The 23,400-nt window shown below is 69.4% G+C and carries 20 protein-coding genes; 11 read left to right on the plus strand and 9 right to left on the minus strand.

Going from position 1 to position 23,400, the window contains the following annotated elements; all coding sequences use genetic code 11:
• Nucleotides 1-96: 96 nt before the first annotated feature.
• From ACQW02_RS23175 to ACQW02_RS23185, 3 genes are read left to right on the plus strand one after another with little or no spacing between them, the layout of a single operon-like run.
• The gene (locus tag ACQW02_RS23175; RefSeq protein ID WP_431282276.1) at nucleotides 97-2,307 is read left to right on the plus strand and encodes a molybdopterin-dependent oxidoreductase; all 2,211 of its coding nucleotides are present in this window, start codon (nucleotides 97-99) and stop codon (nucleotides 2,305-2,307) included.
• 3 nt (nucleotides 2,308-2,310) lie between these two features.
• Nucleotides 2,311-3,522 (plus strand): CaiB/BaiF CoA transferase family protein, encoded by a 1,212-nt coding sequence (locus ACQW02_RS23180; RefSeq protein WP_431282277.1) that lies wholly within the window; start codon nucleotides 2,311-2,313, stop codon nucleotides 3,520-3,522.
• An 8-nt stretch (nucleotides 3,523-3,530) separates the two neighbouring features.
• Entirely contained in the window at nucleotides 3,531-4,574 is a 1,044-nt protein-coding gene (locus ACQW02_RS23185) for a GntG family PLP-dependent aldolase (RefSeq protein WP_431282278.1), read from the plus strand.
• Here the strand turns inward: ACQW02_RS23185 and ACQW02_RS23190 are convergent.
• Nucleotides 4,571-5,293 (minus strand): GntR family transcriptional regulator, encoded by a 723-nt coding sequence (locus tag ACQW02_RS23190; protein ID WP_431282279.1) that lies wholly within the window; start codon nucleotides 5,291-5,293, stop codon nucleotides 4,571-4,573. The two genes, ACQW02_RS23185 and ACQW02_RS23190, sit on opposite strands and share 4 nt — an antisense overlap.
• 56 nt (nucleotides 5,294-5,349) lie before the next feature.
• Here ACQW02_RS23190 and ACQW02_RS23195 point away from each other — a divergent pair, with 56 nt between their 5' ends.
• Genes ACQW02_RS23195 through ACQW02_RS23225 form a run of 7 tightly spaced genes read left to right on the plus strand, consistent with a single transcriptional unit; the run spans nucleotide 5,350 to nucleotide 13,819 of the window.
• Nucleotides 5,350-6,558 (plus strand): aminotransferase class V-fold PLP-dependent enzyme, encoded by a 1,209-nt coding sequence (locus ACQW02_RS23195; protein ID WP_431282280.1) that lies wholly within the window; start codon nucleotides 5,350-5,352, stop codon nucleotides 6,556-6,558.
• Between the two features lie 32 nt (nucleotides 6,559-6,590).
• Nucleotides 6,591-7,703 carry an ABC transporter substrate-binding protein gene (locus ACQW02_RS23200; protein WP_431282281.1) on the plus strand — a complete coding sequence of 371 codons (1,113 nt, stop codon included), beginning with the start codon at nucleotides 6,591-6,593 and terminating at the stop codon, nucleotides 7,701-7,703.
• Complete coding sequence (locus ACQW02_RS23205; RefSeq protein ID WP_431282282.1) at nucleotides 7,693-8,568, plus strand: ABC transporter permease; 876 nt, start codon at nucleotides 7,693-7,695, stop codon at nucleotides 8,566-8,568. The genes ACQW02_RS23200 and ACQW02_RS23205 overlap by 11 nt, the downstream gene beginning before the upstream one ends.
• A 10-nt stretch (nucleotides 8,569-8,578) precedes the next feature.
• A complete protein-coding gene (locus tag ACQW02_RS23210; RefSeq protein WP_431282283.1) occupies nucleotides 8,579-9,337 on the plus strand; it encodes an ABC transporter ATP-binding protein in 759 nt (252 codons plus the stop codon).
• 5 nt (nucleotides 9,338-9,342) lie between these two features.
• Complete coding sequence (locus ACQW02_RS23215) at nucleotides 9,343-11,019, plus strand: hydantoinase B/oxoprolinase family protein (RefSeq protein ID WP_431282284.1); 1,677 nt, start codon at nucleotides 9,343-9,345, stop codon at nucleotides 11,017-11,019.
• The gene (locus ACQW02_RS23220) at nucleotides 11,016-13,091 is read left to right on the plus strand and encodes a hydantoinase/oxoprolinase family protein (protein ID WP_431282285.1); all 2,076 of its coding nucleotides are present in this window, start codon (nucleotides 11,016-11,018) and stop codon (nucleotides 13,089-13,091) included. Before ACQW02_RS23215 ends, ACQW02_RS23220 begins: the two co-directional genes overlap by 4 nt.
• Complete coding sequence (locus ACQW02_RS23225) at nucleotides 13,088-13,819, plus strand: maleate cis-trans isomerase family protein (protein WP_431282286.1); 732 nt, start codon at nucleotides 13,088-13,090, stop codon at nucleotides 13,817-13,819. Before ACQW02_RS23220 ends, ACQW02_RS23225 begins: the two co-directional genes overlap by 4 nt.
• Here ACQW02_RS23225 and ACQW02_RS23230 read toward each other — a convergent pair.
• From ACQW02_RS23230 to ACQW02_RS23255, 6 genes are all read right to left on the minus strand, one after another.
• Nucleotides 13,809-14,642 (minus strand): sugar phosphate isomerase/epimerase family protein, encoded by an 834-nt coding sequence (locus tag ACQW02_RS23230; RefSeq protein ID WP_431282287.1) that lies wholly within the window; start codon nucleotides 14,640-14,642, stop codon nucleotides 13,809-13,811. The two genes, ACQW02_RS23225 and ACQW02_RS23230, sit on opposite strands and share 11 nt — an antisense overlap.
• Nucleotides 14,639-15,436: an alpha/beta fold hydrolase gene (locus tag ACQW02_RS23235; protein WP_431282288.1), complete on the minus strand. Its 798-nt coding sequence runs from the start codon at nucleotides 15,434-15,436 to the stop codon at nucleotides 14,639-14,641. Before ACQW02_RS23235 ends, ACQW02_RS23230 begins: the two co-directional genes overlap by 4 nt.
• A gap of 11 nt (nucleotides 15,437-15,447) precedes the next feature.
• A complete protein-coding gene (locus ACQW02_RS23240) occupies nucleotides 15,448-16,236 on the minus strand; it encodes an SDR family oxidoreductase (RefSeq protein WP_431282289.1) in 789 nt (262 codons plus the stop codon).
• A 58-nt stretch (nucleotides 16,237-16,294) separates the two neighbouring features.
• Nucleotides 16,295-17,278, minus strand: coding sequence for a Bug family tripartite tricarboxylate transporter substrate binding protein (locus ACQW02_RS23245; RefSeq protein WP_431282290.1), 984 nt, complete (start codon nucleotides 17,276-17,278; stop codon nucleotides 16,295-16,297).
• A 124-nt stretch (nucleotides 17,279-17,402) separates the two neighbouring features.
• Nucleotides 17,403-17,885, minus strand: coding sequence for a hypothetical protein (locus ACQW02_RS23250; RefSeq protein WP_431282291.1), 483 nt, complete (start codon nucleotides 17,883-17,885; stop codon nucleotides 17,403-17,405).
• On the minus strand, nucleotides 17,863-18,936 hold the full coding sequence (locus ACQW02_RS23255; protein WP_431282292.1) for a Kelch repeat-containing protein: 1,074 nt from the start codon (nucleotides 18,934-18,936) through the stop codon (nucleotides 17,863-17,865). Before ACQW02_RS23255 ends, ACQW02_RS23250 begins: the two co-directional genes overlap by 23 nt.
• A 217-nt stretch (nucleotides 18,937-19,153) precedes the next feature.
• Here ACQW02_RS23255 and ACQW02_RS23260 point away from each other — a divergent pair, with 217 nt between their 5' ends.
• Nucleotides 19,154-20,779 carry a DcaP family trimeric outer membrane transporter gene (locus ACQW02_RS23260; RefSeq protein ID WP_431282293.1) on the plus strand — a complete coding sequence of 542 codons (1,626 nt, stop codon included), beginning with the start codon at nucleotides 19,154-19,156 and terminating at the stop codon, nucleotides 20,777-20,779.
• On the opposite strand, the gene ACQW02_RS23265 is transcribed toward ACQW02_RS23260, so the two are convergent.
• Together ACQW02_RS23265 and ACQW02_RS23270 are read right to left on the minus strand one after the other, a co-directional pair.
• Nucleotides 20,776-21,753, minus strand: coding sequence for an asparaginase (locus tag ACQW02_RS23265; protein WP_431282294.1), 978 nt, complete (start codon nucleotides 21,751-21,753; stop codon nucleotides 20,776-20,778). The two genes, ACQW02_RS23260 and ACQW02_RS23265, sit on opposite strands and share 4 nt — an antisense overlap.
• Nucleotides 21,750-23,378 (minus strand): MFS transporter, encoded by a 1,629-nt coding sequence (locus ACQW02_RS23270; RefSeq protein WP_431282295.1) that lies wholly within the window; start codon nucleotides 23,376-23,378, stop codon nucleotides 21,750-21,752. Before ACQW02_RS23270 ends, ACQW02_RS23265 begins: the two co-directional genes overlap by 4 nt.
• Nucleotides 23,379-23,400: the final 22 nt, after the last annotated feature.

Raw genomic sequence — 23,400 nt, forward strand, 5'->3', positions numbered from 1 at the left:
ATCATGGCGGTGATGCAGGAGACGCCCCTTATGGATGACCACGCGCCCCACAGCGCCCATTGGGGAGCCTTTTCCGCCCGTTGGGATGGCGCCCGCGTGTCGGTCATCCCCCACCCGGGCGATCCTGCCCCCTCCCCCATCCTGGGCAATTTTTCCGATAGCCTGCGGCACCGGGCGCGGATCGCGCGGCCCATGGTGCGGCGTGGTTGGCTGGAACGCGGGCCGGGGCCGAGCACGGAGCGCGGGCGGGAGGATTTCGTGGCGCTGCCCTGGGACGAGGTGCTCGACCGGCTGGCCGCCGAATTGGAGCGGGTGCACGGCGCGCATGGCGCCGAGGCGGTGTTTGGCGGCTCCTACGGCTGGTCCTCGGCCGGGCGGTTCCATCATGCGCAGAGCCAGGTGCATCGCTTCCTGAACGTGGCGCTGGGCGGCTATGTGCGTTCGGTCAATTCCTACAGCGCCGGCGCGTCGCAGGTGATCCTGCCGCATGTCATGGGATCGCTGGAGGGGCTGTTCCGCCACGCCGTCACCTGGGACCAAGTGGAGCGGGAGACGGAACTGGTGTTGTGCTTCGGTGGCATGGCGCTGAAGAATTCGATGATCGCCAGCGGCGGCGTCAGCCGGCATGTGGAACCGGGGGCGATCGGCCGTGCCCGCGCGCGGGGCTGCCGCTTCGTGCTGGTCAGCCCGCTGCGCGACGATTTGCCGTCGCAGGCGGAGGCGGATTGGCTGCCGATCACCATCGGCACCGATGTCGCGCTGATGCTGGGGCTTTGCCATACGCTGGCGGTCGAGGGGCTGCACGACCAGGGATTCCTGCACAGCCATGCGGTGGGCTACCCGCAATTCGAAAGCTACCTGCTGGGCCGGGATGACGGCCAGGCGAAGGATGCCGCCTGGGCCGGCGCCATCTGCGGCATCGATGCCGGGCGCATCACGGCGCTGGCGCGGGAATTGGCCCAGAAACGCAGCCTGATCACCGTCGCGCATGGCTTGCAGCGCGCCCAATATGGCGAACAGCCGGTCTGGGCGGCGGCGGCGTTGGCCGCGATGCTGGGGCAGATCGGCTTGCCGGGCGGTGGCTACAGCTATGCGATGGGGACCATGGGGCATTATGGCCGGGTGCCGAATGCCGTGCCGATCCCGACCATGCCACAGGGGCGGAATGGCGTGCGGGCCTTCATCCCCGTGGCGCGAATCTCGGACATGCTGCTGAACCCGGGGGCGGGGTTCGACTACAACGGGCAAAGCCTGACCTATCCGGATATCCGGCTGGTCTATTGGGCCGGGGGGAATCCGTTTCATCACCACCAGGATCTGAACCGGTTGCGCGAGGCCTTTGCGCGGGTGGAGACACTGGTGGTGCATGAGACCGCCTGGACCGCGACGGCGCGCCACGCCGATATCGTGCTGCCGGTGACCATGACCCTGGAACGCGACGACATCGGCGCGGGGGGCACCGATCCGCTGATGCTGGCGATGAAGGGCATCGCCCCGCCCTTTGCCGAATCGCGCGACGATTTCGCCATTTTTGCCGCTCTCGCGGAACGGCTGGGCGTGGCGCAGGATTTTACCGAAGGGCGCGACGCCGCCGCCTGGCTGCGCCACCTTTACGAACCGACGCGCGCGGCGCTGGGGGGCGCGCCCGACTTCGACACGTTTTGGGCGCGTGGCGAGATGGTGCTACCATCCCGCCCCGATGACGGCGGCGCGCTGGGTGCCTTCCGCCGCGATCCGGCCGCCCATCCGCTGACGACGCCCAGCGGCAGGATCGAGATGTTTTCCGACACCGTCGCGGGGTTTGGCTACGATGACTGCCCGGGCCACCCGTGCTGGCTGCCGTCATCGGAACAACCGGATGCGCGCCACCCGCTGCGCGTCATCGCCAACCAGCCGGCGACGCGGCTGCACAGCCAATTGGATTTTGGCGCGCATTCCCAGTCGTCGAAGCGCGCGGGGCGAGAGGTCGCGCGCCTGCACCCGGCCGACGCCGCCGCGCGCGGCATCGCCGATGGCGATGTCATCCGCATCTTCAACGACCGCGGCGCCTGCCTGGCGGCCGCCGGCCTGTCGGCGGATGTGGCGCCGGGGGTGGTGCAGCTTGCGACCGGGGCCTGGTATGACCCGCTGCCGGGGAATGAACACAAGCCGCTCTGCGTGCATGGCAATCCGAATGTGCTGACGCGGGATATCGGGACATCGCGCCTGGCGCAGGGCAGTTGCGGCCAGACCACTGTCGCGCAGGTCGAACGCTTCGACGGCGTGCTGCCGCCGATCCGCGCCTATGACCCGCCGGCGGGTGCCTGAGCCATGGGGCCGCTCGCGGGGATACGCATCCTCGATCTGACGACCGTGGTGATGGGGCCTTATGCCACATCGGTCCTGGGCGACCTTGGGGCGGATGTCATCAAGGTCGAGGCCCCGGATGGCGACGTGATCCGCAAGGTCGGCCCCAGTCGCGGCGGCGAACTGGGGCCGCTGTTCCTGCACGCCAACCGCAGCAAGCGCGGCATCGTGCTGGACCTGAAGACGGAGGCGGGGCGCTGCGCGCTGCTGCGCCTGGCGGAAACGGCGGATGTGCTGGTGCACAACACCCGACCGCGCGCGATGGAACGGCTGAGGCTGGGCCCCGCGGTGCTGGCCGGCGTCAATCCGCGCCTGGTCTATGTCACGGCCTGCGGCTATGGGCAGGACGGGCCCTATGCCGACCGGCCCGCCTATGACGACCTGATGCAGGGCGCGGCGGGCATTGCCGCGCTGATGGCGGAAAGCGGCGATGGCGTGCCGCGCTATGTGCCGGTGAACGTCGTGGATCGTTCGGTCGGACTGCACACCGCCATCGCGATCCTGGCCGCGTTGCGCCACCGCGATGCGACCGGGCGGGGACAGGATGTCGAAGTGCCGATGTTCGAGACCATGGCGAGCCTGGTGCTGGGCGATCACCTGGGCGGCTTGACGCATCTGCCGCCGACCGATGGCGGCGGCTATGGCCGGCTGTTGTCCCAGCAACGCCGGCCCTATGCCACGGCGGATGGGTATTTGTGCGTGGTGGTCTACGACGATCGGCAGTTTCACGGCTTCCTGCGCGTGGCGGGGCGGGAGGATTTGTTGGCCGACCCGCGCTTCGCGACCTTTGCCGCCCGCGCGCAGCATGCGGGGCCGTATCAGGGGGAGATCGCGGCCATCATGCGCACCCGCACGACAGGGGCATGGATCGGGCTGCTGCGCGGTGCCGATATTCCGCATGCGGAGATGCATGACCGGCACTCGATCCTGGAGGATCCGCATATGCAGGCCGTGGGATTTTTTGGCGCGGCCGAGCACCCGACCGAGGGGGCCGTGCGCAGCATGCGCATCCCGACGCGCTGGAGCGACAGCCAACCCGCGCCGTCGCGACTGGCGCCCGGGCTTGGCGAACATACGCGGGAGGTGCTGGCCGAGGCCGGCCTGTCGCCGACGGAGATCGATCGGGTGGTGACGCCGGATGGGGAGCGCTCGACGTCGCGGGCCAATCCGGCATGATGGCCCGCATGATCGACCTGCGCAGCGACACCCTGACCCGCCCCAGCCCCGCCATGCGTGCCGCCATGGCCGCCGCCGAGGTGGGCGACGATGGCTATGCCGAGGACCCGACGGTGCGGGCGCTGGAGGAGGCCGCCAGCGCGCGCTTGGGCAAGCAGGCGGCGCTGTTCATGCCGAGCGGCACGATGGGCAACCTCTGCGCCCTGGTCAGCCATGCGCGGCGGGGGGCCGAGGTGCTGCTGGAGGCGACGAGCCATATCCAGCGGTCCGAACTGGGCGGCATCGCGGCCCTGGCCGGGCTGCCGTCGCGGCCGCTGGCGGGGGTGAGGGGTGCCGTGCCGCTGGCGGCGCTGGAGGCGGTCTGCGAGGCCGGCGAATACGGCGTGCAGCCCAAGCCGGGCCTGCTGTGCCTGGAAACCAGCCACAACGCCGCCGGCGGCGCGGTGCTGCCGCTGGACTACCTGGCCGGTGCCGCCGGTTTCGCGGCCCGGCACGGCATGCCGCTGCACTTGGATGGCGCGCGGCTGTTCAACGCGGCGGTGGCGCTGGGCGTGCCGGCCGAGGCGATCGCGCGCCATGCGGATAGCGTGACCTTCTGCCTGTCCAAGGGGCTTGGCGCACCGGTGGGGTCATTGCTCTGCGGCACGGCGGATTTCATCGGCGCGGCGCGGCGCAACCGCCGGATGCTGGGCGGCACGATGCGCCAGGCCGGGGTGCTGGCCGCCGCCGGGCTGGTGGCGCTGGAGAGCATGGTGGAGCGGCTGGCCGAGGATCATGCGCGCGCGAAACGCCTGGCGACGGGGCTGGCGGAGATCGCGCCAAGCCTCTGCGATCCGGCGGCGGTCGAGACCAATATCCTGTTCGTCGATTTCGCCGCCAGCGGCATCCCCGCCGCCGATTGGGCACGGCGGCTGGCGGAACGGGGCATCGCCTGCCGCGCCGCCAGCGCCACGCGGATGCGCTTCGTGCTGCACCTGGACATCGACGATGCCGGCGTGGCGGCGGTGCTGGCCGCGATCGGCGCGCTGTGGCCGCGGCGCGTGGCGGCCTAAACCGCCGGCAATTGCGCGCCCATGTCGCGTGCCGTCGCCAGCAGGTGGGCGCGCATCAGCGCCCCCGCCTTTTGCGCGTCGGCTGCGGCAAAAGCGTGCTGCATCGCCCGGTGGTCGTCCAGCACCCGGGCCAGGCCGGCGCGGTAGTCGGCGCGCGGCGTCTGTTCGGCCAGCGCCAGGGCCAGCAATTGCCGCCGCGCCATGCGTGACAGGCGCCGCGCCTGGTCCAGCAGGCGGCGCAGGTAGGGGCTGGCCGCCGCCATCAGGATCGCGTCGTGGAAGGTGCTGTTGTGGCCCTGCAGGGCCGCCAGGTCGTCGCGTTCCAGGGCCGCGGCGGCTTGCGCGATGGCCCCGGCCAGGGTCGCCGCGAGCGGCGCGCCGCCGTGGCGGGCGGCTTCCTCCGCCGCCAGGGATTCCAGCGCCGAGCGGCAACGATACAGGTCGCCGATCTCGGCGGCGGTGAAGAGGTGCACCTGGTAGCCGCCGGCGCCGAGCGCATCCAGCGCGCCGTCATGCGCCAGCTTGCGCAGCGCCTCCCGCACGGGGGTGCGGCTGACGCCGAGGCGGATCGCCCAGTCGGTGTCCTTCAGGCGCATGCCGGCGGCCAGTTCGCCGGCTTCCAGCCGAAGCCACAGCAGGTCGTAGGCGCGCATGTGCAATGGCTCCGCCCGGCCGAACATGTCCTCATCCGGCGTTGCGGTTTGGCGGCTGGGCGTCATTGACTCGCTTCGTTTGAATTCTGAATACTGAATTCGGCTATGAAGGATGCGGTACCGTGACCTCTGCTGGCAACCCCGCGCCGACGCTGGATGCGGCCATACGCGCCGCCTTCCCGGACCTGGCCGGCACCTACCTCGATGTCTCCGCGCGTGGCCCCTTGCCGCTGGCGGCGCGACGGGCGGCGGAGGCGATGCTGTTGTCCCAGGCCACCGGCGCGATCGCCAAGGCGGATTGGTTCGACATGGCGGAACGCGTGCGGCGCAAGGCCGCGGCGATGCTGTCGGTCGCGCCGCAGGACATCGCCTTCACGAAAAATGCCTCCGACGGGTTGAACATGGTTGGGGCGGCGCTGCGGCTGAAGGCTGGCGACCGCATCGTGGTCGCGCCGGCCTTCGAGCATCCGAACAATGTGCTGCCCTGGCTCTGGCAGGCCGAGACCAATGGCGCCGAGTTGGTGCAGATCGCGCCAAGCCAGGGCGAGGATGTCGAGGACGCGATCATCGCCGCGATCGACGATCGCACCCGCCTGGTCGCCGTCACCAGCATCGACTTCGCCAGCGGTCGCCGCACCGACCTGCATCGCATCGGTACCGTGTGCCGCGCGCGCGGCGTCTTCCTGCTGGTCGATGCCGCGCAATCGGCGGGCGTGCTGGCGGAGGATATGTCCGTGCTGCCCGTCGATGGCTGGGCGACGGCGGCGCAGAAGGGCTTGCTCGGGCTGTATGGATTGGGGTTGCTCTATGTGAACCCGGCCTGGATGGACCGGCTGCGTCCGGTGTTCCTGGCGCGCTTCTCGGTGGACATGGCCGAGGCGAATGAGGCGGCTGGACCGGAAGGCGGCTGGCAGTTGAAGCCCAACGCCGGGCGCTTCGAGGTCGGTAATCATAATTTCGTGGCGCTCGCGGCGTTGGAGGCTTCGCTCGACCTGCTGGCGCTGGTGGGCCGCGCCGAGGTGGAACGCCGCGCCACCAGTGCCGCAGCGACCCTGCGCGCGGGGATCGCGGATCTTGGCCTGCCGTTGCTGCCGCTGGCGGAAGCGCATCGCGGGCATATCGTATCCGTCGGCGATGCCATCGGCAGCGGCCACGACAGCACCGACACGCCCTGGATCAACGCGCTGAGCATCGCCATTCGCGAAGCCGGCGTGGTGCATTCCGTCCGCCGCGGCGTGCTGCGCCTGTCCACCCATGTGCATGCGCTGCCCGAGGTCGTGGCCCGCGCCTTGCAGAGCATCGAAGACTGGCAGCGCAAGACGATGCGCTGACGCCCGCCAACCCAGGAACAAGGAGGCTCGATATGACCCATCATTCCGACCCCGCCGCGACGGATCTGCAGCACCGCCTGTTCGACACCGCGGCCGAGCAGGCCGATGCCTTCGACCCCCATAGCGACTGGGATGCACAGGGGCGCGCCAATACCAGGCGCCGCAGTTTCTTGGCGCTGGCGCTGGCCTCCGGTGCGGTCAGCCTGGGTGGGGTGCGACCGGCCGCCGCACAGGCCCGCACCGTGTTTCGCATGGATGAGATCAACGCGGTCCATTACCTGGCGACCACCTTCATCGAGGCAAATCTCGCGCCGGAGGCGCGCATCGACTGGCGCTTCGTCCGCGTGGGGTCGGTCGGCCATGCGCGTGTTGCCGCGTTCACGCGCGGCGACCTGGATGCCTTCGCCACGGGCTGGAATTACCTGGCGACGATCGAGTTGCGCGACCTGAAGGGCCAGGCGGTTTGCGGCATCGGCGGCGGCGGCACGCGGTTGCTGGCGCGCGCGGGCAGCGGCATCCGCACCCTGGCCGACCTGAAGGGCAAGCGCGTCGCGGTCAATCCGCTGAACAGCCAGGACATCATGCTGATCTACGCGTTGCGCGGCATCGGCATCGACCCGATGCGCGAGGTCACGCGCGTGGAGATCGGCAACCCCGCCGGCATCATCGCCGCCATGGCGCGCGGCGATGTGGATGCGACCAGCATTTTCGAACCCTCCGCCTCGGTCATCCTGTCGCAGCAGGGGGCGACGATGATCAGCGATCTCAGCGCCGAGAGTTTCGGCAAGTCGCATGGCGGGATGTACATCCGCGATGCCTATGTGCGCGACAATGAGGCAGCGACCCAGGCGATCGTCGCCGCCACGGTCAAGGCGATCGACTTCGTCAACAACAACAAGGAGGAATATGTCCAGCGCACGATGCGCGTGACGGGGCAGACGCGGGAGATCGCGACGCTCGCGGTCGAGAATGTCTCGCCGTCCTGGCAGATGCCGATGAACACAATCCGCGCCATCAGCAAGGCGGTCTATGAATTGGGGCTGGAGGATCGCGATGTCTCCTCGGTGATCGCGAACCGGGTGAACTACAGCTTCCTTGAAAAAATCACCGGCAAGCCGAAGGCGGAGCTTGGCTATGTCGCCTGAGGCGGCGGTCGCCATCCAGCCGGCGATCCCCGCCCCGGCGGATCGCGGCAGGGTCGCGCGGTTCATCGGCGGGATCGACCCGCTGGCCTTCGTGCTGCCGCTCGGCATCCTGACGGCCTGGTCGGCGGCCTGGCTGTTCGAATGGATGCCGCGGGTGTTGCTGCCCAACCCGATCGACGTGGTGACGACGATCGCGGAATGGTTCAACGCCGATTGGGCGCGCGGCCGGCCGACCTATTTCTCGGGCACCTGGGCCAGCGATGCGGCGGGGTCCACGTTCCGCGCGATGGCGGGCTTCGTCATGGGCGCGGTGATGGCGATCGTGCTGGGTATCTGGGTCGGCTGGAGCCGCACGGCGGAACGCGTGCTGGACCCGACGGTGCAATTGCTGCGGCCGATGCCGCGCACGGCGCTGCTGCCGTTTGCGATCATCTTCTTCGGGCTGACCAATACCTCGGCGCTGTTCCTGGTGACCTATGGCGTTTTCCTGCAGGTCTATGTGCAGGTGGTGACGGGGGTGAAACTGGTCAGCCGGGATTGGAAGCGCGCGGCCTTCATGCTCGGTGCCTCGCCGCGCCAGGTGTTGTGGCGCGTGGTGTTGCCGGGGGCGATGCCGCATATCTTCAGCGGGCTGCGGCTCGGTGTCGCCTATGCCTGGACCTTGATGATCCTGGCCGAGATGTTCGCCGTTTCCGCCGGCTTCGGCTACGTGCTGTGGCGCGGCTATGAGTTCATGCGCATGGATATCGTGCTGGCCGGCATGCTGATGCTCGGCATCTTCGGCTTCCTGTCGGACCGCGTCATCGTCGTCATCGGGCGGCGCAAACTGGCCTGGGCGCAGGATATCGCGGGGAATCGCTTGTGAGGATTTTTGTATGACGGGTGAAGTCCAGGCGCGCGGCATCATCAAGCGCTACGGCAATACCGTCGCACTGAATGGGGTCGATGTGGATCTGCATGCGGGGCAGATCACCCTGCTGATCGGCCCCTCCGGCTGCGGCAAGACGACCTTGCTCAACATGATCGCGGGGTTCGAGGAACCGAGCGCCGGCACGCTGACAGTGGATGGCGAGGCGGTGCACGGCCCCGACCCACGCCGTGGCGTGATCTTCCAGGACCCGACCTTGTTTCCCTGGCTGACGGTCTGGGAGAACGTCATGTTCGGGCCGGAGGTGCGCGGCGAAAACCGCGCCGCCGCCGAGGCCCGCGCCACCGAATTGCTGCGCATGGTCAGGCTGTGGGATTTCCGCAACCACCGGCCATCGCAGCTCTCGGGCGGGATGCGGCATCGCGCGGCGATCATCCGCACCCTGGCGAATGACCCGCAACTGCTGCTGGCGGACGAGCCCTTCACCGGGTTGGACGAACACACACGGCGCCGGTTGCAGAGCGATTTCCTGACCATCGTGCAGCGCACGAAAAAGACCGTGGTGTTTGTGACGCATAATATCGAGGAAGCGATCTTCCTCGCCGACCGCATGGTGGTGATGAGCCCGGGGCCGGGCCGCATCAAGCAGATCATCGACGTGGACCTGCCGCATCCGCGCAACATCCTGTCCGACGAATTCAACCAGTGGCGCGCCCGCCTCTACAACCTGATCACGCCCGACGTGATCGAGGAAACAATGGAATAGCGCCGATGGAACCCGATGACCGCATGATGGTCGAAATCACCGCCCACCGCCTGCGCGCGGCGGCGGAGGAGATGATGGCGACGCTGATCCGCACCGCCTATTCGCCCAATATCAAGGAACGCCGGGATTGCTCGGTCGGAATTTTCGATGTGAAGGGGCAGTTGCTGGCGCTGACGGCGATCGCGCCGCTGCATCTGTCGTCGCTGCTTGGCGTCGTGCAGCATGTCACGAAGCGCTTTCCGTTGGAGACGCTGCGGCCCGGTGACGGTATCCTGGCGAACGATCCCTATAATGGGGGTGGGTCGCATCTGCCGGACTTGACCTTGGCCACGCCGGTCTTTGCCGATGGCAAGGTGGTCGCGTTTGTCTGCAACATCGCGCACCATTCCGATGTCGGCGGCAAGGTGCCGGGCAGCGAGAGTGCCGATTGCACCTCGATCTTCCAGGAAGGCTTGCGGCTCCCGCCGGTGAAACTGGTGTCGGAAGGCGTGGTGCAGCAGGATATTTTCAACATCGTGCTGCTGAATTCGCGCACTCCGCAGGAACGCGAAGGCGACCTCAAGGCCCAGGTCGCGACCAATGTCACCGGCGTGCGGCGGATGGAGGAATTGATCGCCCGCTTCGGCAGCGATGGCGCCGCCGCCGCCTTCGAAGCCATTTTGGCGCATGGCGAGGCACGGGCCCGTGCCGCGATCGCGGCGCTGCCGCGCGGTAGCTGGAGCAACGAGGAAATCGTGGACAGCGACGGGCTTGGCCCCGCCGCGCTGCGGGCCTGCGTCACGGTGACGGTAGAGGGCGACAGCCTGCGCTTCGATTTTACGGGGTCCGACCCGCAGATGCGTGGCGCGCGCAACATGGTGCTCGGCGCGACCCTCGCGGGTGTCTATTACGCGGTGAAGGCGCTGGTCGATCCCGACCTGCCGCCGAATGCCGGCACCTTTCGCCCGATCGAGGTCGTGGCGCCGCCGGGATCGCTGTTCAACGCGACGCCGCCGGCGGCGGTGGGGGATCGGTCGTCGCTCGGCAATTTGTTGGGCGATCTGATTTTCGGTGCCTTCGCCCAGGCGGTGCCGGAACGGATCATGGCCGGCTGCGGGCCGCTCGCGGCGATGACGTTTTCCGGGGTCGATCCGCGGTCAGGTCGCTATTTCGTCGATTACGAAACCTATGCCGGTGCGGCCGGGGCGCAATTCGACCAGGATGGGAAGGATGCCGTGCGCGTGCATATCTCCGGCTCCGCCAATCTGCCGGTGGAGGCCGCGGAGCATGAATTTCCCCTCGCGGTGCTGCGCTACGAGTTGATCCCGGATTCGGGCGGGGCGGGCATGTTTCGCGGCGGGCTGGGCACGCGGCGCGATGTGCAGATGTTCGCCGAGGAGGGGCGCCTGGTCGGCCGCGCGCTGCGCCAGGTCGTGGCCCCGCGTGGCCATGGCGGCGGGCATGATGGCAGCCTGGGGCGCTTCGACCTGCGCCCCGGCACCGATGCCGCGACGAAGCTGGAGGCCACCTTCTCCGACCTGCCGATCGCGGTGGGTGAGGTGGTGCGGATCGAGACCCCGGCCGGGGCCGGTTTTGGCGATCCGCGCCTGCGCGACCCCGCCCTCGTGCTGGCGGATGTCGCCGATGGCAAGGTCAGTGCGGAGGCGGCTGAGCGGCTCTATGGCGCGGTGGTGCCGGCATGAACGCCATCTCCAACCCCGCCGGCCGCTACGCCCTGGGTGTCGATGTCGGCGGCACCTTCACCGACCTCGTGCTGATCCGCCTGGCGGATGGGGTGATGACGACGCACAAGGTGCCCTCCACCCCCGCCGATCCGTCGCAGGCCATGGGCATCGGCATCGCCGAATTGCTGGCCCTGGCGGGCGCGCCGGCTGGGGCGGTGTCCTGGTTCGGGCATGGCACCACGGTGGCCACCAATGCGATGATCCAGGGGCGTTCGGCGCGCACCGGCCTGGTTACGACGGATGGGTTCCGCGACACGCTGGACATTCGTCGCCAGCGCCAGCCGCATAATTACAACATCCGCATCCCCAAGCCGGTGCCGCCGGTGCCGCGCGCGCTGCGGTTCGAGATACCGGAACGCCAATTCCTGATGGCGCGCGATCCCATCGCGCCACGGCGCGAAGACCTCGCCCCCGCCATCGCGGCCTTCCGCGCTTCGGCTGTCGAGGCCATCGCCGTCTGCTTCCTGCACAGCTACCTCGACCCCACGCATGAACAGACCGTCTCGGCCTGGCTGCGGGAGGCGCTGCCGGGTGTCTTCATCTGCCCGTCGCACGAAATCCTGGCCGAGTTCCGCGAATACGAACGCCTGTCCACCACCGTGCTGAACGCCGGGCTTGGGCCGGTGATGAGCCGCTATCTGGCACGCTTGCAGCAGCGCACGGAGGATCTGGGCCTCGGCTGCGCGCCGCATATCCTGCAATCGAACGGCGGCGTCGCCTCGCCGAGGGAGGCGGGGGAAAAGCCGGTGCGGACCCTGGCTTCCGGCCCCGCGGCCGGCGTCACGGGGGCGATCCATGGCTGCCTGGCGGCGGGGTTCCCGGACATCATCACCTTCGATGTGGGTGGCACGTCGCTGGACGTCTGCCTGGTGCAGGGGGGGCATCCCGCCCTCGCGCGGGAAAAAGAGTTCAACGGCTGGCCGGTGCGCTTCCCGATGATGGATGTGCATTCGGTGGGGGCGGGGGGCGGGTCCATCGCCTCGGTCGATGCGGGCGGGTTTTTGCAGGTGGGGCCGGAGAGTGCGGGGGCGCATCCGGGGCCGGCTTGCTACGACCGTGGCGGCACGCGGCCGACCGTGACCGACGCGAATGTGGTGCTGGGCCGGTTGCATCCGGAACGGCTGCTGGGCGGGCGCATGCCGATCCGCGCCGAACTGGCGCGGCAGGCGATCCAGACGCATGTGGCCGGGCCGTTGGGCATGGGGGTGGAGGAAGCGGCCTCCGCCATGCTCACCATCCTGAACGAGAACATGCTGCGCGCGGTGCGGCTGATCTCGGTGGAACAGGGGCATGATCCGCGACGGTTTGCGCTGGCGTCTTTTGGTGGCGGTGGGCCGTTGCTGTCGCAGGCGCTGGCGCGGGAACTGGGCATGGCGACGGTGATCGTGCCGCCGGGGCCGGGGTTGCTGTGCGCGCTGGGGCTGCTTGTGGCCGATATCCGCACCGATTTCAGCCGCACCTGCCTGCTGCCGCTGGAGGCCAGGTCGATGCCGGCGCTGCAAGCGGCCTTTGCCGGGTTGGAGGAGGAGGCGACGCATTGGCTGGCCAGCGAGGCCGAGGCCGGCGCCCCGGCGCGGCGGCAGCGCGCGCTCGACATGCGCTACCAGGGCCAGAGCCATGAATTGACGGTCGCGGTGCCGGATGCGGCGGACCTGCCTGCCGCCCTGGCCGCCGCCTTCCGCGCGGAGCATGAGCGCGTCTATGGCTATGCCGCCGAAGCGCCGTTGCAGGCGGTCACCGCGCGGCTGGCGCTGACCGTCGCCGTCGCCCGCCCCCCCGCCGCAGTGGCGGAGGGCGAGGGCGATGCCCGCGCGGCACTACGCGGCCAACGTCGCGTCTGGTTCGCCGAGGCCGGCGGCTGGACCGATTGCCCGATCTACGACCGCGCCGCCCTGCCGCCCGGCGCCACGCTGACCGGCCCCGCGATCCTGGAGCAGATGGACACCACGACCGTGCTGCATCCGGGCCAGGTCCTGCGGCGCGACGATGCGGGCAATCTGCTGATCACGCTGGAGCCGTCATCGCCATGACCGCGGCCTGGCATCGGATCGGCATGCTGATCCCGTCGTCCAATACCTCGATCGAGCGGGATTACCCGGCCTGGATGCCGCGCAGCCTGTCGTTCCATTTCGCGCGGCTGACCATGACGCGGCTGGATGCCGATGGCATGGCCGAACAACTGGCCGATCTGCGCCGTGCGACGACCAGCCTGGCGGATGCGAAGGTCGATGCCGTGCTGCTGTGCCAAACCGCGGCGAGTTACTGGATGGGGCAGGCCTGGGATGCGCAGATCCGGCGCGACATGCAGGGCTGGTGCGGCGGCGCCGTGGCGCTGACGGCGGCGCAGACGGTGCTGGATGCCCTGGCGGCGCTGGGGGTGACCCGCGTGGGCTTCGCGGCGCCCTTCCCGCAGGAGATCGGCCAGGCCAGCCTGGACTACCTGGCCGCCTGCGGGATCGCGACGGTGGCGACGCAATTCGGCGGCTATCGCGACAACTTTGCTATCGCGGAAATGCCGGCGGAGGAGGTCATCGAACTGGCCTGCGGCGCTGACCACCCGGATGCGCAGGCGGTGCTGATGCCGGGCGGCAACATGCCCTGCCTGGGCGTCGCCGATGCCATCGAGGCACGGATCGGCAAGCCCATCATCACCACCAACCAAGCCGGCATGTGGACGTTGCTGCACCAGTTCGGCCTGCCGGACCCCATCCTCGGCGCCGGGCGCCTGCTGCGGGAACGCCCGAAGCCTATCCGCTGATCGCGGCGAAATCGCGCACGGCCTGTTCGACCAGCGCTTCGGGCGTCGGCCGGCCCATGGCGTCGAAGAAGACCTCGTATTCGATCATCCCGTCGTATCCCGCCGCGTCCAGCGCGCGCAGGAAAGCAGCGACGTCGATCTCGCCCTGGCGCAGCGCCGCACGGCGCGGCGGCCCGCCATCGCGCGGCAGCACGACGCCGCAGACCTGGACCACGCGCAGCAAGCCGGCCGTGTCCCGCAGCAACGCCTCGATCCCGTCATCCCAATAAGAATGGAACAGGTCGAGCGTCAGCCCGAAGCCGGGCAAGTCCTGGATCGCATCGCGCGCGGCGGAAAGCTGGTTCAGGCAACTGCGCAGCCCCATTGCCATCGGATGCATCGGTTCCAGCGACAGCGCCACGTCCTTTGGCGTCGCGGCCGCCATCGCCGCCAGCGCCCGGCGCGTCGCCGCGCGCAGCAACGCGGGGTCAGCACCGGCGGCACCCGGCAGCGTATGCAGCAGCCCGCCCGGGATCACGTTCACCGGCGCCTGCAACACCAGCGCCGCCGCCAGCAGCCGCGCATCCAGGGCGGCTTGGGCGGCGGCCTCGGCCGGGTCGGCATGCAGAAAATAGCCGGCGCTGTTCAACGATGCCGCGCGCAGCCCATGCCGCGCCAGCACGGCGGCAATCTCCTCCGGCGCATGGGCCGAAAACACCGGCGGCGTCAGGCCGATGCCGCCGATGCCGTGCGACGCCAGCAGGGCGCAAAACGCCTCCAGCGGATAATCGGGGGGTGCGCCGTAGAGGCTGATGGCGAAGCGGCGCAGGATCGGATGTGTCATCCGAACAGGAAGTCGCGCACCAGCGCCGCCGTCTCATCCGGGTCGGAGGCCGCGACGTGGTAGCTGTCGTTGTCCACCACGATCAGCTTCGACCCCGCGATCTGTTCCTGCCAGGCGCGCACCTCGGCGACCGAGCCCAAGCCGCTGCCGGTGGTGGTGACGACCAGGGTGGGGGCGGTGATGCGGGCGACCTCCGGTGTCACATCCACATGCGGCACCATCTGCAGGAAACCTTCCAGGGTGGAGGCGGCGGTGCGGCCCATCATCTCCGTCCACCAGGCCAGGGCTTCGGGCGGCATGCGGCTGCCCATGCGGCCGGCGTTGGAGGCGGCGACCCAGGCCGGCACGCCGTCGCGCGCGATCTGCGCCCGCCAGCCCGGCGTCTTGTCGGCGACCGAAGCCAAGGACGCGGGGCCGCCCAGCACCGCCAGGCGGTCCACCAGCGCCGGATGCCGCGCCGCCAGGGCGAGCGCGATGGTGCCGCCGATCTTGCCGCCGACCGCATGCACGCGCGCCAGGCCCAGGTGGCCGAGCAGCGCCACCACATCATCCACCAACTGGTCGAAGCGCCAGGGGTGGTCGGGCGGCATCGGCGTCGATGCGCCATAGCCGCGCAGGTCCAGCCGCAGCACGCGGGCGTGGCGCGACAGCGCGGGGACGAAGGCGCGCCAGGCCTCGGCGCTTTCGGCCAGGCCGTGCAGCAGCAGCACGGTCGGCGCGGGCACCCAAGGGTCGGTGAAGTCGTCGAGGCGATAGGCCAGGTTCACGCCCGGCGAGATTTCGAAATGTGGCATGGTCTTTCCCTTCAGATGCAGCGCGTGCCGCCGCCATCCACGTCGATCATGGTGCCGGTGATGAAACTGGCGCGGTCGGAACAGAGGAAGGCGACGAGGCCCGAGACTTCCTCGATCGTGCCCAGCCGGCCGAGGGCGACGGAGGCGATGGCGGCGGCGTTTTCCGCCGTGCCGTCGCGCCCGGTATCCGCGGCGCCCTGGGCGACCAGCGCATCCCAGCGCGGCGTCGCGATGGGGCCGGGATTGACGCCGGTGACCAGCACATTGTCCGGCGCGCATTCCTGCGCCAGCGCATGGGTGAAGGCCAGCAGCGAGGCATTCACGCTGCTGCCGATCAGGTAGTTCGCGCGCGGCTGGTGGCCCGAGCGGCCGATGATGTTCACCACCCGCCCCCAGCGGCGCTGCCGCATCGGCGGCGTCAGGATGCGAGCCATGCCGGCATAGCCCAGCAGCTTCAGGCCCAGGGATTTCTGCCAGCCGGCATCGGTGGCATCGGCGATGCGGCCCATCGGCGTGGCGCCGGCATTGTTCACCAGGATGTCGATGGGGCCGAGCGTCTCGAGCGCGCGCTGCGCCGTCGCGTCGCGTTGCGCGGGGTCGGTCAGGTCGCAAGCCATGGGGATGGTGCGCGCACCGGTTTCGGCGGTGATGGCGGCGGCGGCGCTGGCCAGCCGTGTCGCGTCGCGGGCGACCATGGCGATGGTGACGCCTTCGCCCGCCAATTCCCGCGCGATGGCAAGACCGATGCCGAGGGAGGCGCCGGTGACCAGCGCCGTCCGGCCTTCAAGACCCAGTTTCATCCCGCACGCCCCGTTCTTCCCAAGGCGGGAAGTGGCGGCGTGCGGGTGATGCTGTCAATCAGCTGATCGAGATATTGAACTGCTTCGCCACGCCGGACCATTCGACGATCTGTTCGCGGATGATGCCGACGAACTCGGGCCCCAGCGGCGGCGGGTTGCGCGGCAGGGTCTGCAATTCTTCGAACCGCAGGCGCAGTTGGGGATTGGCGAGCAGTTGCGGGATCAGCGCGGACATGCGTTCCGCGATCGGCGCCGGCAGGTTCTTCGGCGCCGAGAGACCGAGCCATTGCGCCGAGGTCAGGCGCGGAAAACCCTGTTCAGCAAAGGTCGGGATATTCGGCAGCGCCGGCAGGCGTTGCGGCGTGGAGACGCCAAGGCAGCGCAGCGAGCCATCCTTCAGCATCTGCACATTGGTGGTGATGGGGTCGATCATGCTCTCGATCTGGCTGGCCATCAGGTCCTGCATCGCGGGCGCGCTGCCGCGATAGGGCACGTGGTCGAGGTCGGGGGCATTCGCCTCGCTGGACAGCATCGCGCCGAGCAGGTGCGGCGCCGAGCCAATGCCGGAGGAGCCGTAGCGCACCGGGCGGGTTTTTGCCGCCGTTAGATACTGGCCCAAGGTCTGGAAGGGCGAGTCGGCGCGCACCAGCAGCACGTTCGATGCTTCGACCAGCATGCCCAGGTGGGTGAAGTCGTTGATCGGATCGAAGGGCAGGGTCGGCATGGTCGCGGTCGAAAAGACCTGCACCGAGGCATGGCTGACCAGGAAGGTATAGCCATCGGCCGGCGCCTTGGCGACGAAATCGGTGCCGATCACGCCGCCGGCCCCGGCGCGGTTCTCGACCACGACGGTCTGGCCCAGCGCCTGGCTGAGCGAGGGCGCCATCAGCCGGGCGATGGTGTCGACCAGCCCGCCTGGCGGGAATTGCGCGACCAGGCGGACCGTGCCGCGGGTCGGCCAGGCGCCGCCCTGGGCGCGGGCGATGGCGGGCGCCGCGAGGGCGGCGGCGGTGACACCCAGAAGATGACGACGATTCAACATTCTTGCGCTCCCAGCGGTCAGAAGACCGATGCGGCGCCCAGATTCCGTGCATCTTGCCCGGTGTTCCGGCGACGATCAGCCCGATGACCAAGGGATGGGCAAATGTCGTGCCGGAAATCGCGCGTCAGTTGACGATGCGGGAGGTCGCGCCCGGGGCGAGCCAATGCAGGGTCAGGTAGCAGGCCCCGGTGCGGGACGACCAACGGCTGATCGCGCGCAATTCGCCACGCGGGGTAGCGAGGGTGCCGAGGGTTTCGACGATCCCGGCGTTCTCCTGCGTGGTGAAGGCGCCGGGGGCGCGCAGCAGGGACCGGGCCGTGGCGGCGCAGGCCTCCATGGGGCGTTCGGCGCCGTCGCCGGGTGGGGTCAGCGCCATTTCGCTGACCTGGCCCTGGTCGAACATCGCCATGGCGTCGCCCTGGGGGGTGGGGAAGAGCACGCCCTCGGCGCCGCCGCAGAGCGGGCCGACCAGCGCCTCCGGCCCCGCGGCGGTGATGGCGGTGGCGCGCGACATGCCCAGCGAGACGGCGCCGAACCCCGCCGTCTGCGCAAGGGCGCCGGGGGCGACGAGCGCCAGCGCGAGGCTAACCGAGCGTAAAGGCTTCATTGATGCTGCTCTGCACGCCGCCGCCGACCACCGGCCCGCCGCCAGCGACAAAGACAAAATCGCCGACCGCCGCGGCGCCAAGCCCGTGGCGCGGCGTGATCATCGGCGCGTGCTGCTGCCAGGTATTGGTGGCGGGGTCGTAGGATTCCATCTGGCCAAAGACCTTGCCCGTCTCCTCGCCGCCCATGCACCAGATGCGCCCGCCCATGACGACGGCGCCATGGCCCGAACGCGGCGTCGGCATCGGGGCGCGATCCACCCATTCGTCGTTTTCGGGGGTGTAGACGCGATGGTGCGCGACGTTGGTGGCAAAGCTGTTGATGCGGCCGCCGATGGCATGGACGCGGTCGCCCATCACCACGACGCCCTTGTGGTCGAGCGGCAGGCCCGGCATGTCCGCCCGCCCGGTCCAGCGGTCGGCCTGCGGGTCATAGACCTCATGCCAGGGGATGCTGCGCTTTTCCGGGGTGGTGTCGCCGATGGCGCCGCCCAGGATGTGGATCTTCCCGCCGACCGCGGCGACGCCCGAGGCACCGCGCGCACGCGACAGCGGGGCGATGCCGCGCCAGCGATTGTCGGCGACATCATAGGCGAAGCATTCGCGATGCGGCCGCCGGTTCTGGTCGACGAAGCCGCCCAGCGCATAGATCACCCCATCCATCGCCGCGACGCCGACATGGTTGGCGCCCAGCGGCAGCGGCGCCAGTTCGATCCAGACATTCGCCACGGGGTCGTAGGCGTGGTGGTAGGGCCGGTTCACCCGTTGCAGCCCATAGCCGCCGATCACATGCACCTTGCCGGCCCATGCGGTGGCCCAGCACATCTCGCTGCGCGGCAGCGGCAGGTTGGCGCGGGCTTCCCAGCGCCCCGGCGCGCCCATCGGCGCATGCGACAGGATGAAGCGCTGCTGCATCGCCTGCGGCGGCAGCGGGACCGAGGCTTCGGTCAGCGACGAATAGGGCGATGCCGTCTGCGCCACGGCACGGCCGACAAAGGGGGCCGCGAGCAATGTACCGAGCAGGACGCGGCGGGGGGGGATCGGCAGGGGCATGCGGGGGTCGCTCCGTGTCGCGGCCATGGGGAGGAGGCCAGTCGGGCGCAGCATGGCGACGACGCGGCTCCATGAAAAGCCCAGCATCATAACGTTACAGGACCACTGGCGCGCCCGGATTCGGGACGTCCGGCACAGGTGACGGACATTTTTGCCGGGCATTCCCAGCGGTTTGCAGCCTAGTCTTCACGCTTCCGCGCCAGGGAGGAACCCGGCCTTGCGTACCAAGACACGGCACATCGCCACCGCCCTGGCGCTGCTGGCCGGCCCGGCCCTGGCGCAGGATCCCGCCGCGGAAAACCGCGAATTGCGGCAGCGGCTGGAAGCGATGCAACTGCGCATGGAGCAGATGGAGGCCCGCCTGGCCGCCATGGCCGCCGGCGCAGCACCGGCCGCGCCCCCCAGGGCTGCGCCCGCCGCGCGGCCCGTCGCACCGCCGGCACGCCCCGCGACGGTCTCCTCCGAACTCCGCCAGGCGCGCCAGGCCGCCGACGAGGCCCGCGCCGCCGCGGCCGAGGCCCAGGCGGCGCAGCGCAGCGCCCAGGCCGCCGTCGCCCCCGTGGCCGTCCGCACCGAGGTGGAGAACAGCCTGCGCGGCGACTTCCCAGGATCCTTCCGGATCCCCGGGACGGATACCTCGGTCCGGCTCTATGGCTTCGTGAAGCTTGATGCGTCCTATGATTTCTCGGCCCGCAACCAGGCCGATGCCGTCACGGCGCAGAGCATCCCGCTGAACCCCAGCCTGGCCAGCCTGCAAGGCGGTAGCACCAATGTCAGCGCCCGGCGCACGCGGCTGGGGTTCGAAACGCGCAGCCCGACCGCCTGGGGCCAGTTGCTGTCGCAGGTCGAGATCGACTTTGGCGGAACGCCCCCCTCCCCCGCGGGGCTGGCCACCAGCAACGGCTTCCAGCCGCGCCTGCGCCTGGCCTATGCGGCGCTGGGCGATATCGCGGATGGGCAGTTGCTGGTCGGGCAGTTCAACAGCCTGTGGAACGACGACGCGCTGTATTTCGCCGATGGGCGCTGGACCAGGCTGGGCATCCAGCGGCTGGACAACAGCACGCCGCTCGGCACCTCCGGCGTGCGGCAGGCGCAGGTGCGCTACAGCAAGCAGATCGCCGATGGGCTGACCTTCGCGGTCACCGCCGAAACGCCCTATTCGGATTTCACGACATCGGCCGATGGCGCGCTGTATCCGGATTCGTCGCCGGCCATCGCCTTCAACACCCTGCCCGATGTGCTGGCCCGGCTGCGCTACCGCGACGAGAGCAAGATCTTCGCACTGCGCGGCATGGTCCGGCAGATCGAGGCGACGAACAACGGCCCCGGCACATCGGGCACCGAAAGCGCGGTCGGCTGGGGGGTCGGGGCGATGACCTCGATCAGCACCATTGGGCGGGACTTTTTCACGGGCCACGTGAACTACGGCTCCGGCATCGGGCGGTATCTGGACAGCACGTCGAATGGCCAGGGCGGCGTGTTGAGCCAGCCCACGATCGGCAAGGGGGTGCTGGATACGGTGGATGTCTTCTCGGTGTCGGTCGGCTACCAGCGGCGCTGGTCGGATACCGTGCGGTCGAATTTCTTCTATGGCTATGCGCAGTTGGACTACCCGTCCTTCGCCAACCAGTTCTCGCCGACCGGGGCGGGTGCGCCGCTGCTGAATACGCGGATGAACCAGGCGGTGGCGAATATCATCTGGAGCCCGATTCCATCGGTCGATGTGGGCATCGAGTATCTCTACACCACGCGCGACATCCTGAACCCGATCATCGCCAATGGGCTGACCGCGAGCCAGGGCAGTTCGCAGCGGTTGCTGTTCAGCACCATCGTGAATTTCTAGTCGTAGAGCGCGAAGGCACCGGCCAAATTGCGGGTGGGTTCGCGCAGCAACAGCCCCAAAAGTAGCCGCGCCTTGGCCGGCGCCAGCATGCCCGCCGGCACCAGGCCGCGCGCGATCAGGTCGATCTCGGCCCCGGCGTAGCCATAGGTGCTCGTAAAAACCGGCCCGGTGGTGCAGCGGGTGGCGAGGACGACCGGCATTTGGGCGGCAAGGTCACTGAGCAGCGGCGCGACACCGGCCGGCACATGCCCCGCGCCAAACCCCGCCAGCACCAGCCCGGCATAGCCAAGCCCGGGCAGGGCCGCGAGCATCCGCCCATCCTCCCCCATCGCCCAGGTCAGCAGCGCCACCGGTAGCGGCGGCCCGGCGCTGGCCGGCAGGCAGGGCATCCTGCCCACGCGGGCATAGATCCGCACCACACCCTCGGCCACCACGCCCAGCGGCCCGGCCAGCGGCGAGGCGAAGGCAGAGGTCAGGGCGGTATGCGTCTTCTGCACGAAACGTGCGGCGTGGATGTCGTCGTTCAGCACGACCAGCGTGCCGAGGCCGCGCGCCGCGGCGCTGGCCGCGACCTGGGCCGCCGCCAGAAGATTGGCCGGGCCATCCGCGCCCGGCGCATCGGCGCCGCGCATCGCGCCGGTGACCACCACGGGCCGGTCGCCGGGGACCAGAAGGTCCAGCAAAAATGCCGATTCCTCGATCGTGTCGGTGCCCTGGATCACCACGGCGCCGTCAAAACCTTCGGCGAAAGCGGCTTCGATGCGGCGGGCCACATCGACGAGGTTGCCGGGTTCGAGCGAGGGGCTCGGCAGGCGGAACAGCGAATACGCCTCGATCTCCGCGACATCGGCCAGTGCCGGGACCGAGGCGACCAACTCGGCCGCCCCGAGCCGCGGCAGAATGCCCCCGCCCGGGTCCGGCACCATGGTGATGGTGCCGCCCAGGGAGAGGAAGAGGAGTCTTGGTTTTTTCACGCGGCCTTGTCCGGCGCGGGGTCGGGCAACTCGCCGGCGCGATAGCCCGGCAGGCGGCCAGCCGGCAGGATGGTGACGAAGGCCAGCCCCGCCATCAGCAGCAGCCCGATCTTCAGCGCACGCAGGCGGGATTCGGTGTTGATCCGCATGGCTTCATCCACCTGCGCCGGGGTGGCGGTGGTGCGTTCCAACGTGGCGCGCAGGCGGTCGTTGCTGACGAAATTGACGCTTTCCAGATCGACCTGGTTGGTCAGTTCGACCGGGATGATCGGGCTTTCGGCGACGCCGCGCAGCACGCTGGCGCTGAGCAGGGTGACCAGCAGCGCGCCGGCCACCGCCGTGCCGACGGCGGCCGCGAGATTCTGCGTGGTGCCGCGCAGCGAGCCGACGTCGCCGGCCAGTTCCTTGGGCGATGCGGTGACCAGCACGTTGAACAGCAGGGTCACGAGCGCCCCCTGGCCGATGCCAAAGACCACCAGCCCGAACAAGACCGGCAGCGTGCTCCAGTCATTGCTGACGACGAAGGCGAGCCAGACCAATGCCGCCGTGCACAGCGAAAAGCCGACACGGCCGATCTGGCGCGGGCTGAAGCTGCCATAGAGCCGCACGATCAGCATGGCGGAAAAGAACACCGTCAAGTTGAACGGCATCATCGCGACCGAGGTTTCAAGCGGCGAACGCCCCTGCACGATCTGGATATACAGCGGCACGGAAAAGTTCAGCATCGCCTCCAGCGCCACCACGGCGAAGAGTGCATAGACGGCGGCGCGTTCCTGGGCGGATTTCAACACGTTCAGGTCCAGCAGCGGGGTCTTGCCCGCCGCCTGCTGCCGCCGCGTCCAGCCGAGGAAGACCTGCAGCAGCACGATGCCGACCACGATCATCGCCGGCGCCGGCGACATGCCCGCCAGGTTGAAGGGCGCCCCGGGGGTCGCGAGGCCAATGCCCCAGCGGTTCAGGTTGTTGAAGCCGAAGCTGATCAGGATGATCGCGGAGGCGGCCAGGACGACGCCGACCAGGTCGATCTTCACCTCCGGCCGGCCCTGTTCGGGCTTGAGGCGGAAGCTGAGGAAGAAGACCAGCGCGGATAGCGCCACCAGGATGCCGAACACCGGGCGCCAGCCGACGAAGGTGCCCAGCACGCCGCCGATGGTGAAGGCCGCGACACCCGCGGCGGCGCGCGCCGAGCCGAGTGCGCCGATCGCCGTCGCCTGTTGCCGCCCGCGATAATTATGCGCGATCAGCGCCACCAGCGATGGCACCAGCGCCGCCGCGGCAAACCCGGCCAGGCCCTGGGCCGCCATCATGATGCTGGCATTCCAGCTGATGACCATCATCACCTGGGCAATGCCAAAGATCACGATGACCGAGCGGAAGACGATGGCCGAACCAAAGCGCTGGTTCAGCTTGGCGCCCAGCATGACGAAGCCCGCGACCGCCAGCGAATACATCACGATGCCGGTCGCGACCGTGGTCGGCGGCACGTTGAAACTGGCGACCATCCCGCTCATGGACACGGGCAGCGAGGCGACGTTGAAGGACATCAGCACCTGGCCGAGCGCGATCGCGATCATCGGCACCCAGGAGGCGTGTTCCTCATCGGCCGGTGTCATGGCGGTGCTCATGGGCGAAACCCCTTATGCTTTG

Origin of the sequence: Humitalea sp. 24SJ18S-53 (assembly GCF_050632385.1) — a bacterium.
Taxonomy (GTDB): Bacteria; Pseudomonadota; Alphaproteobacteria; order Acetobacterales; family Acetobacteraceae; genus Humitalea.

Excerpts from the sequence above, each read along its gene's own strand:
- ACQW02_RS23180 (WP_431282277.1), top strand. The coding sequence starts at position 2,311 with ATGGGGCCGCTCGCGGGGATACGCATCCTCGATCTGACGACCGTGGTG.
- ACQW02_RS23185 (WP_431282278.1), top strand. The coding sequence starts at position 3,531 with ATGATCGACCTGCGCAGCGACACCCTGACCCGCCCCAGCCCCGCCATG.
- ACQW02_RS23190 (WP_431282279.1), bottom strand. The coding sequence starts at position 5,293 with ATGACGCCCAGCCGCCAAACCGCAACGCCGGATGAGGACATGTTCGGC.
- ACQW02_RS23200 (WP_431282281.1), top strand. The coding sequence starts at position 6,591 with ATGACCCATCATTCCGACCCCGCCGCGACGGATCTGCAGCACCGCCTG.
- ACQW02_RS23205 (WP_431282282.1), top strand. The coding sequence starts at position 7,693 with ATGTCGCCTGAGGCGGCGGTCGCCATCCAGCCGGCGATCCCCGCCCCG.
- ACQW02_RS23210 (WP_431282283.1), top strand. The coding sequence starts at position 8,579 with ATGACGGGTGAAGTCCAGGCGCGCGGCATCATCAAGCGCTACGGCAAT.
- ACQW02_RS23215 (WP_431282284.1), top strand. The coding sequence starts at position 9,343 with ATGGAACCCGATGACCGCATGATGGTCGAAATCACCGCCCACCGCCTG.
- ACQW02_RS23220 (WP_431282285.1), top strand. The coding sequence starts at position 11,016 with ATGAACGCCATCTCCAACCCCGCCGGCCGCTACGCCCTGGGTGTCGAT.
- ACQW02_RS23225 (WP_431282286.1), top strand. The coding sequence starts at position 13,088 with ATGACCGCGGCCTGGCATCGGATCGGCATGCTGATCCCGTCGTCCAAT.
- ACQW02_RS23230 (WP_431282287.1), bottom strand. The coding sequence starts at position 14,642 with ATGACACATCCGATCCTGCGCCGCTTCGCCATCAGCCTCTACGGCGCA.
- ACQW02_RS23235 (WP_431282288.1), bottom strand. The coding sequence starts at position 15,436 with ATGCCACATTTCGAAATCTCGCCGGGCGTGAACCTGGCCTATCGCCTC.
- ACQW02_RS23240 (WP_431282289.1), bottom strand. The coding sequence starts at position 16,236 with ATGAAACTGGGTCTTGAAGGCCGGACGGCGCTGGTCACCGGCGCCTCC.
- ACQW02_RS23245 (WP_431282290.1), bottom strand. The coding sequence starts at position 17,278 with ATGTTGAATCGTCGTCATCTTCTGGGTGTCACCGCCGCCGCCCTCGCG.
- ACQW02_RS23250 (WP_431282291.1), bottom strand. The coding sequence starts at position 17,885 with ATGAAGCCTTTACGCTCGGTTAGCCTCGCGCTGGCGCTCGTCGCCCCC.
- ACQW02_RS23255 (WP_431282292.1), bottom strand. The coding sequence starts at position 18,936 with ATGCCCCTGCCGATCCCCCCCCGCCGCGTCCTGCTCGGTACATTGCTC.
- ACQW02_RS23270 (WP_431282295.1), bottom strand. The coding sequence starts at position 23,378 with ATGAGCACCGCCATGACACCGGCCGATGAGGAACACGCCTCCTGGGTG.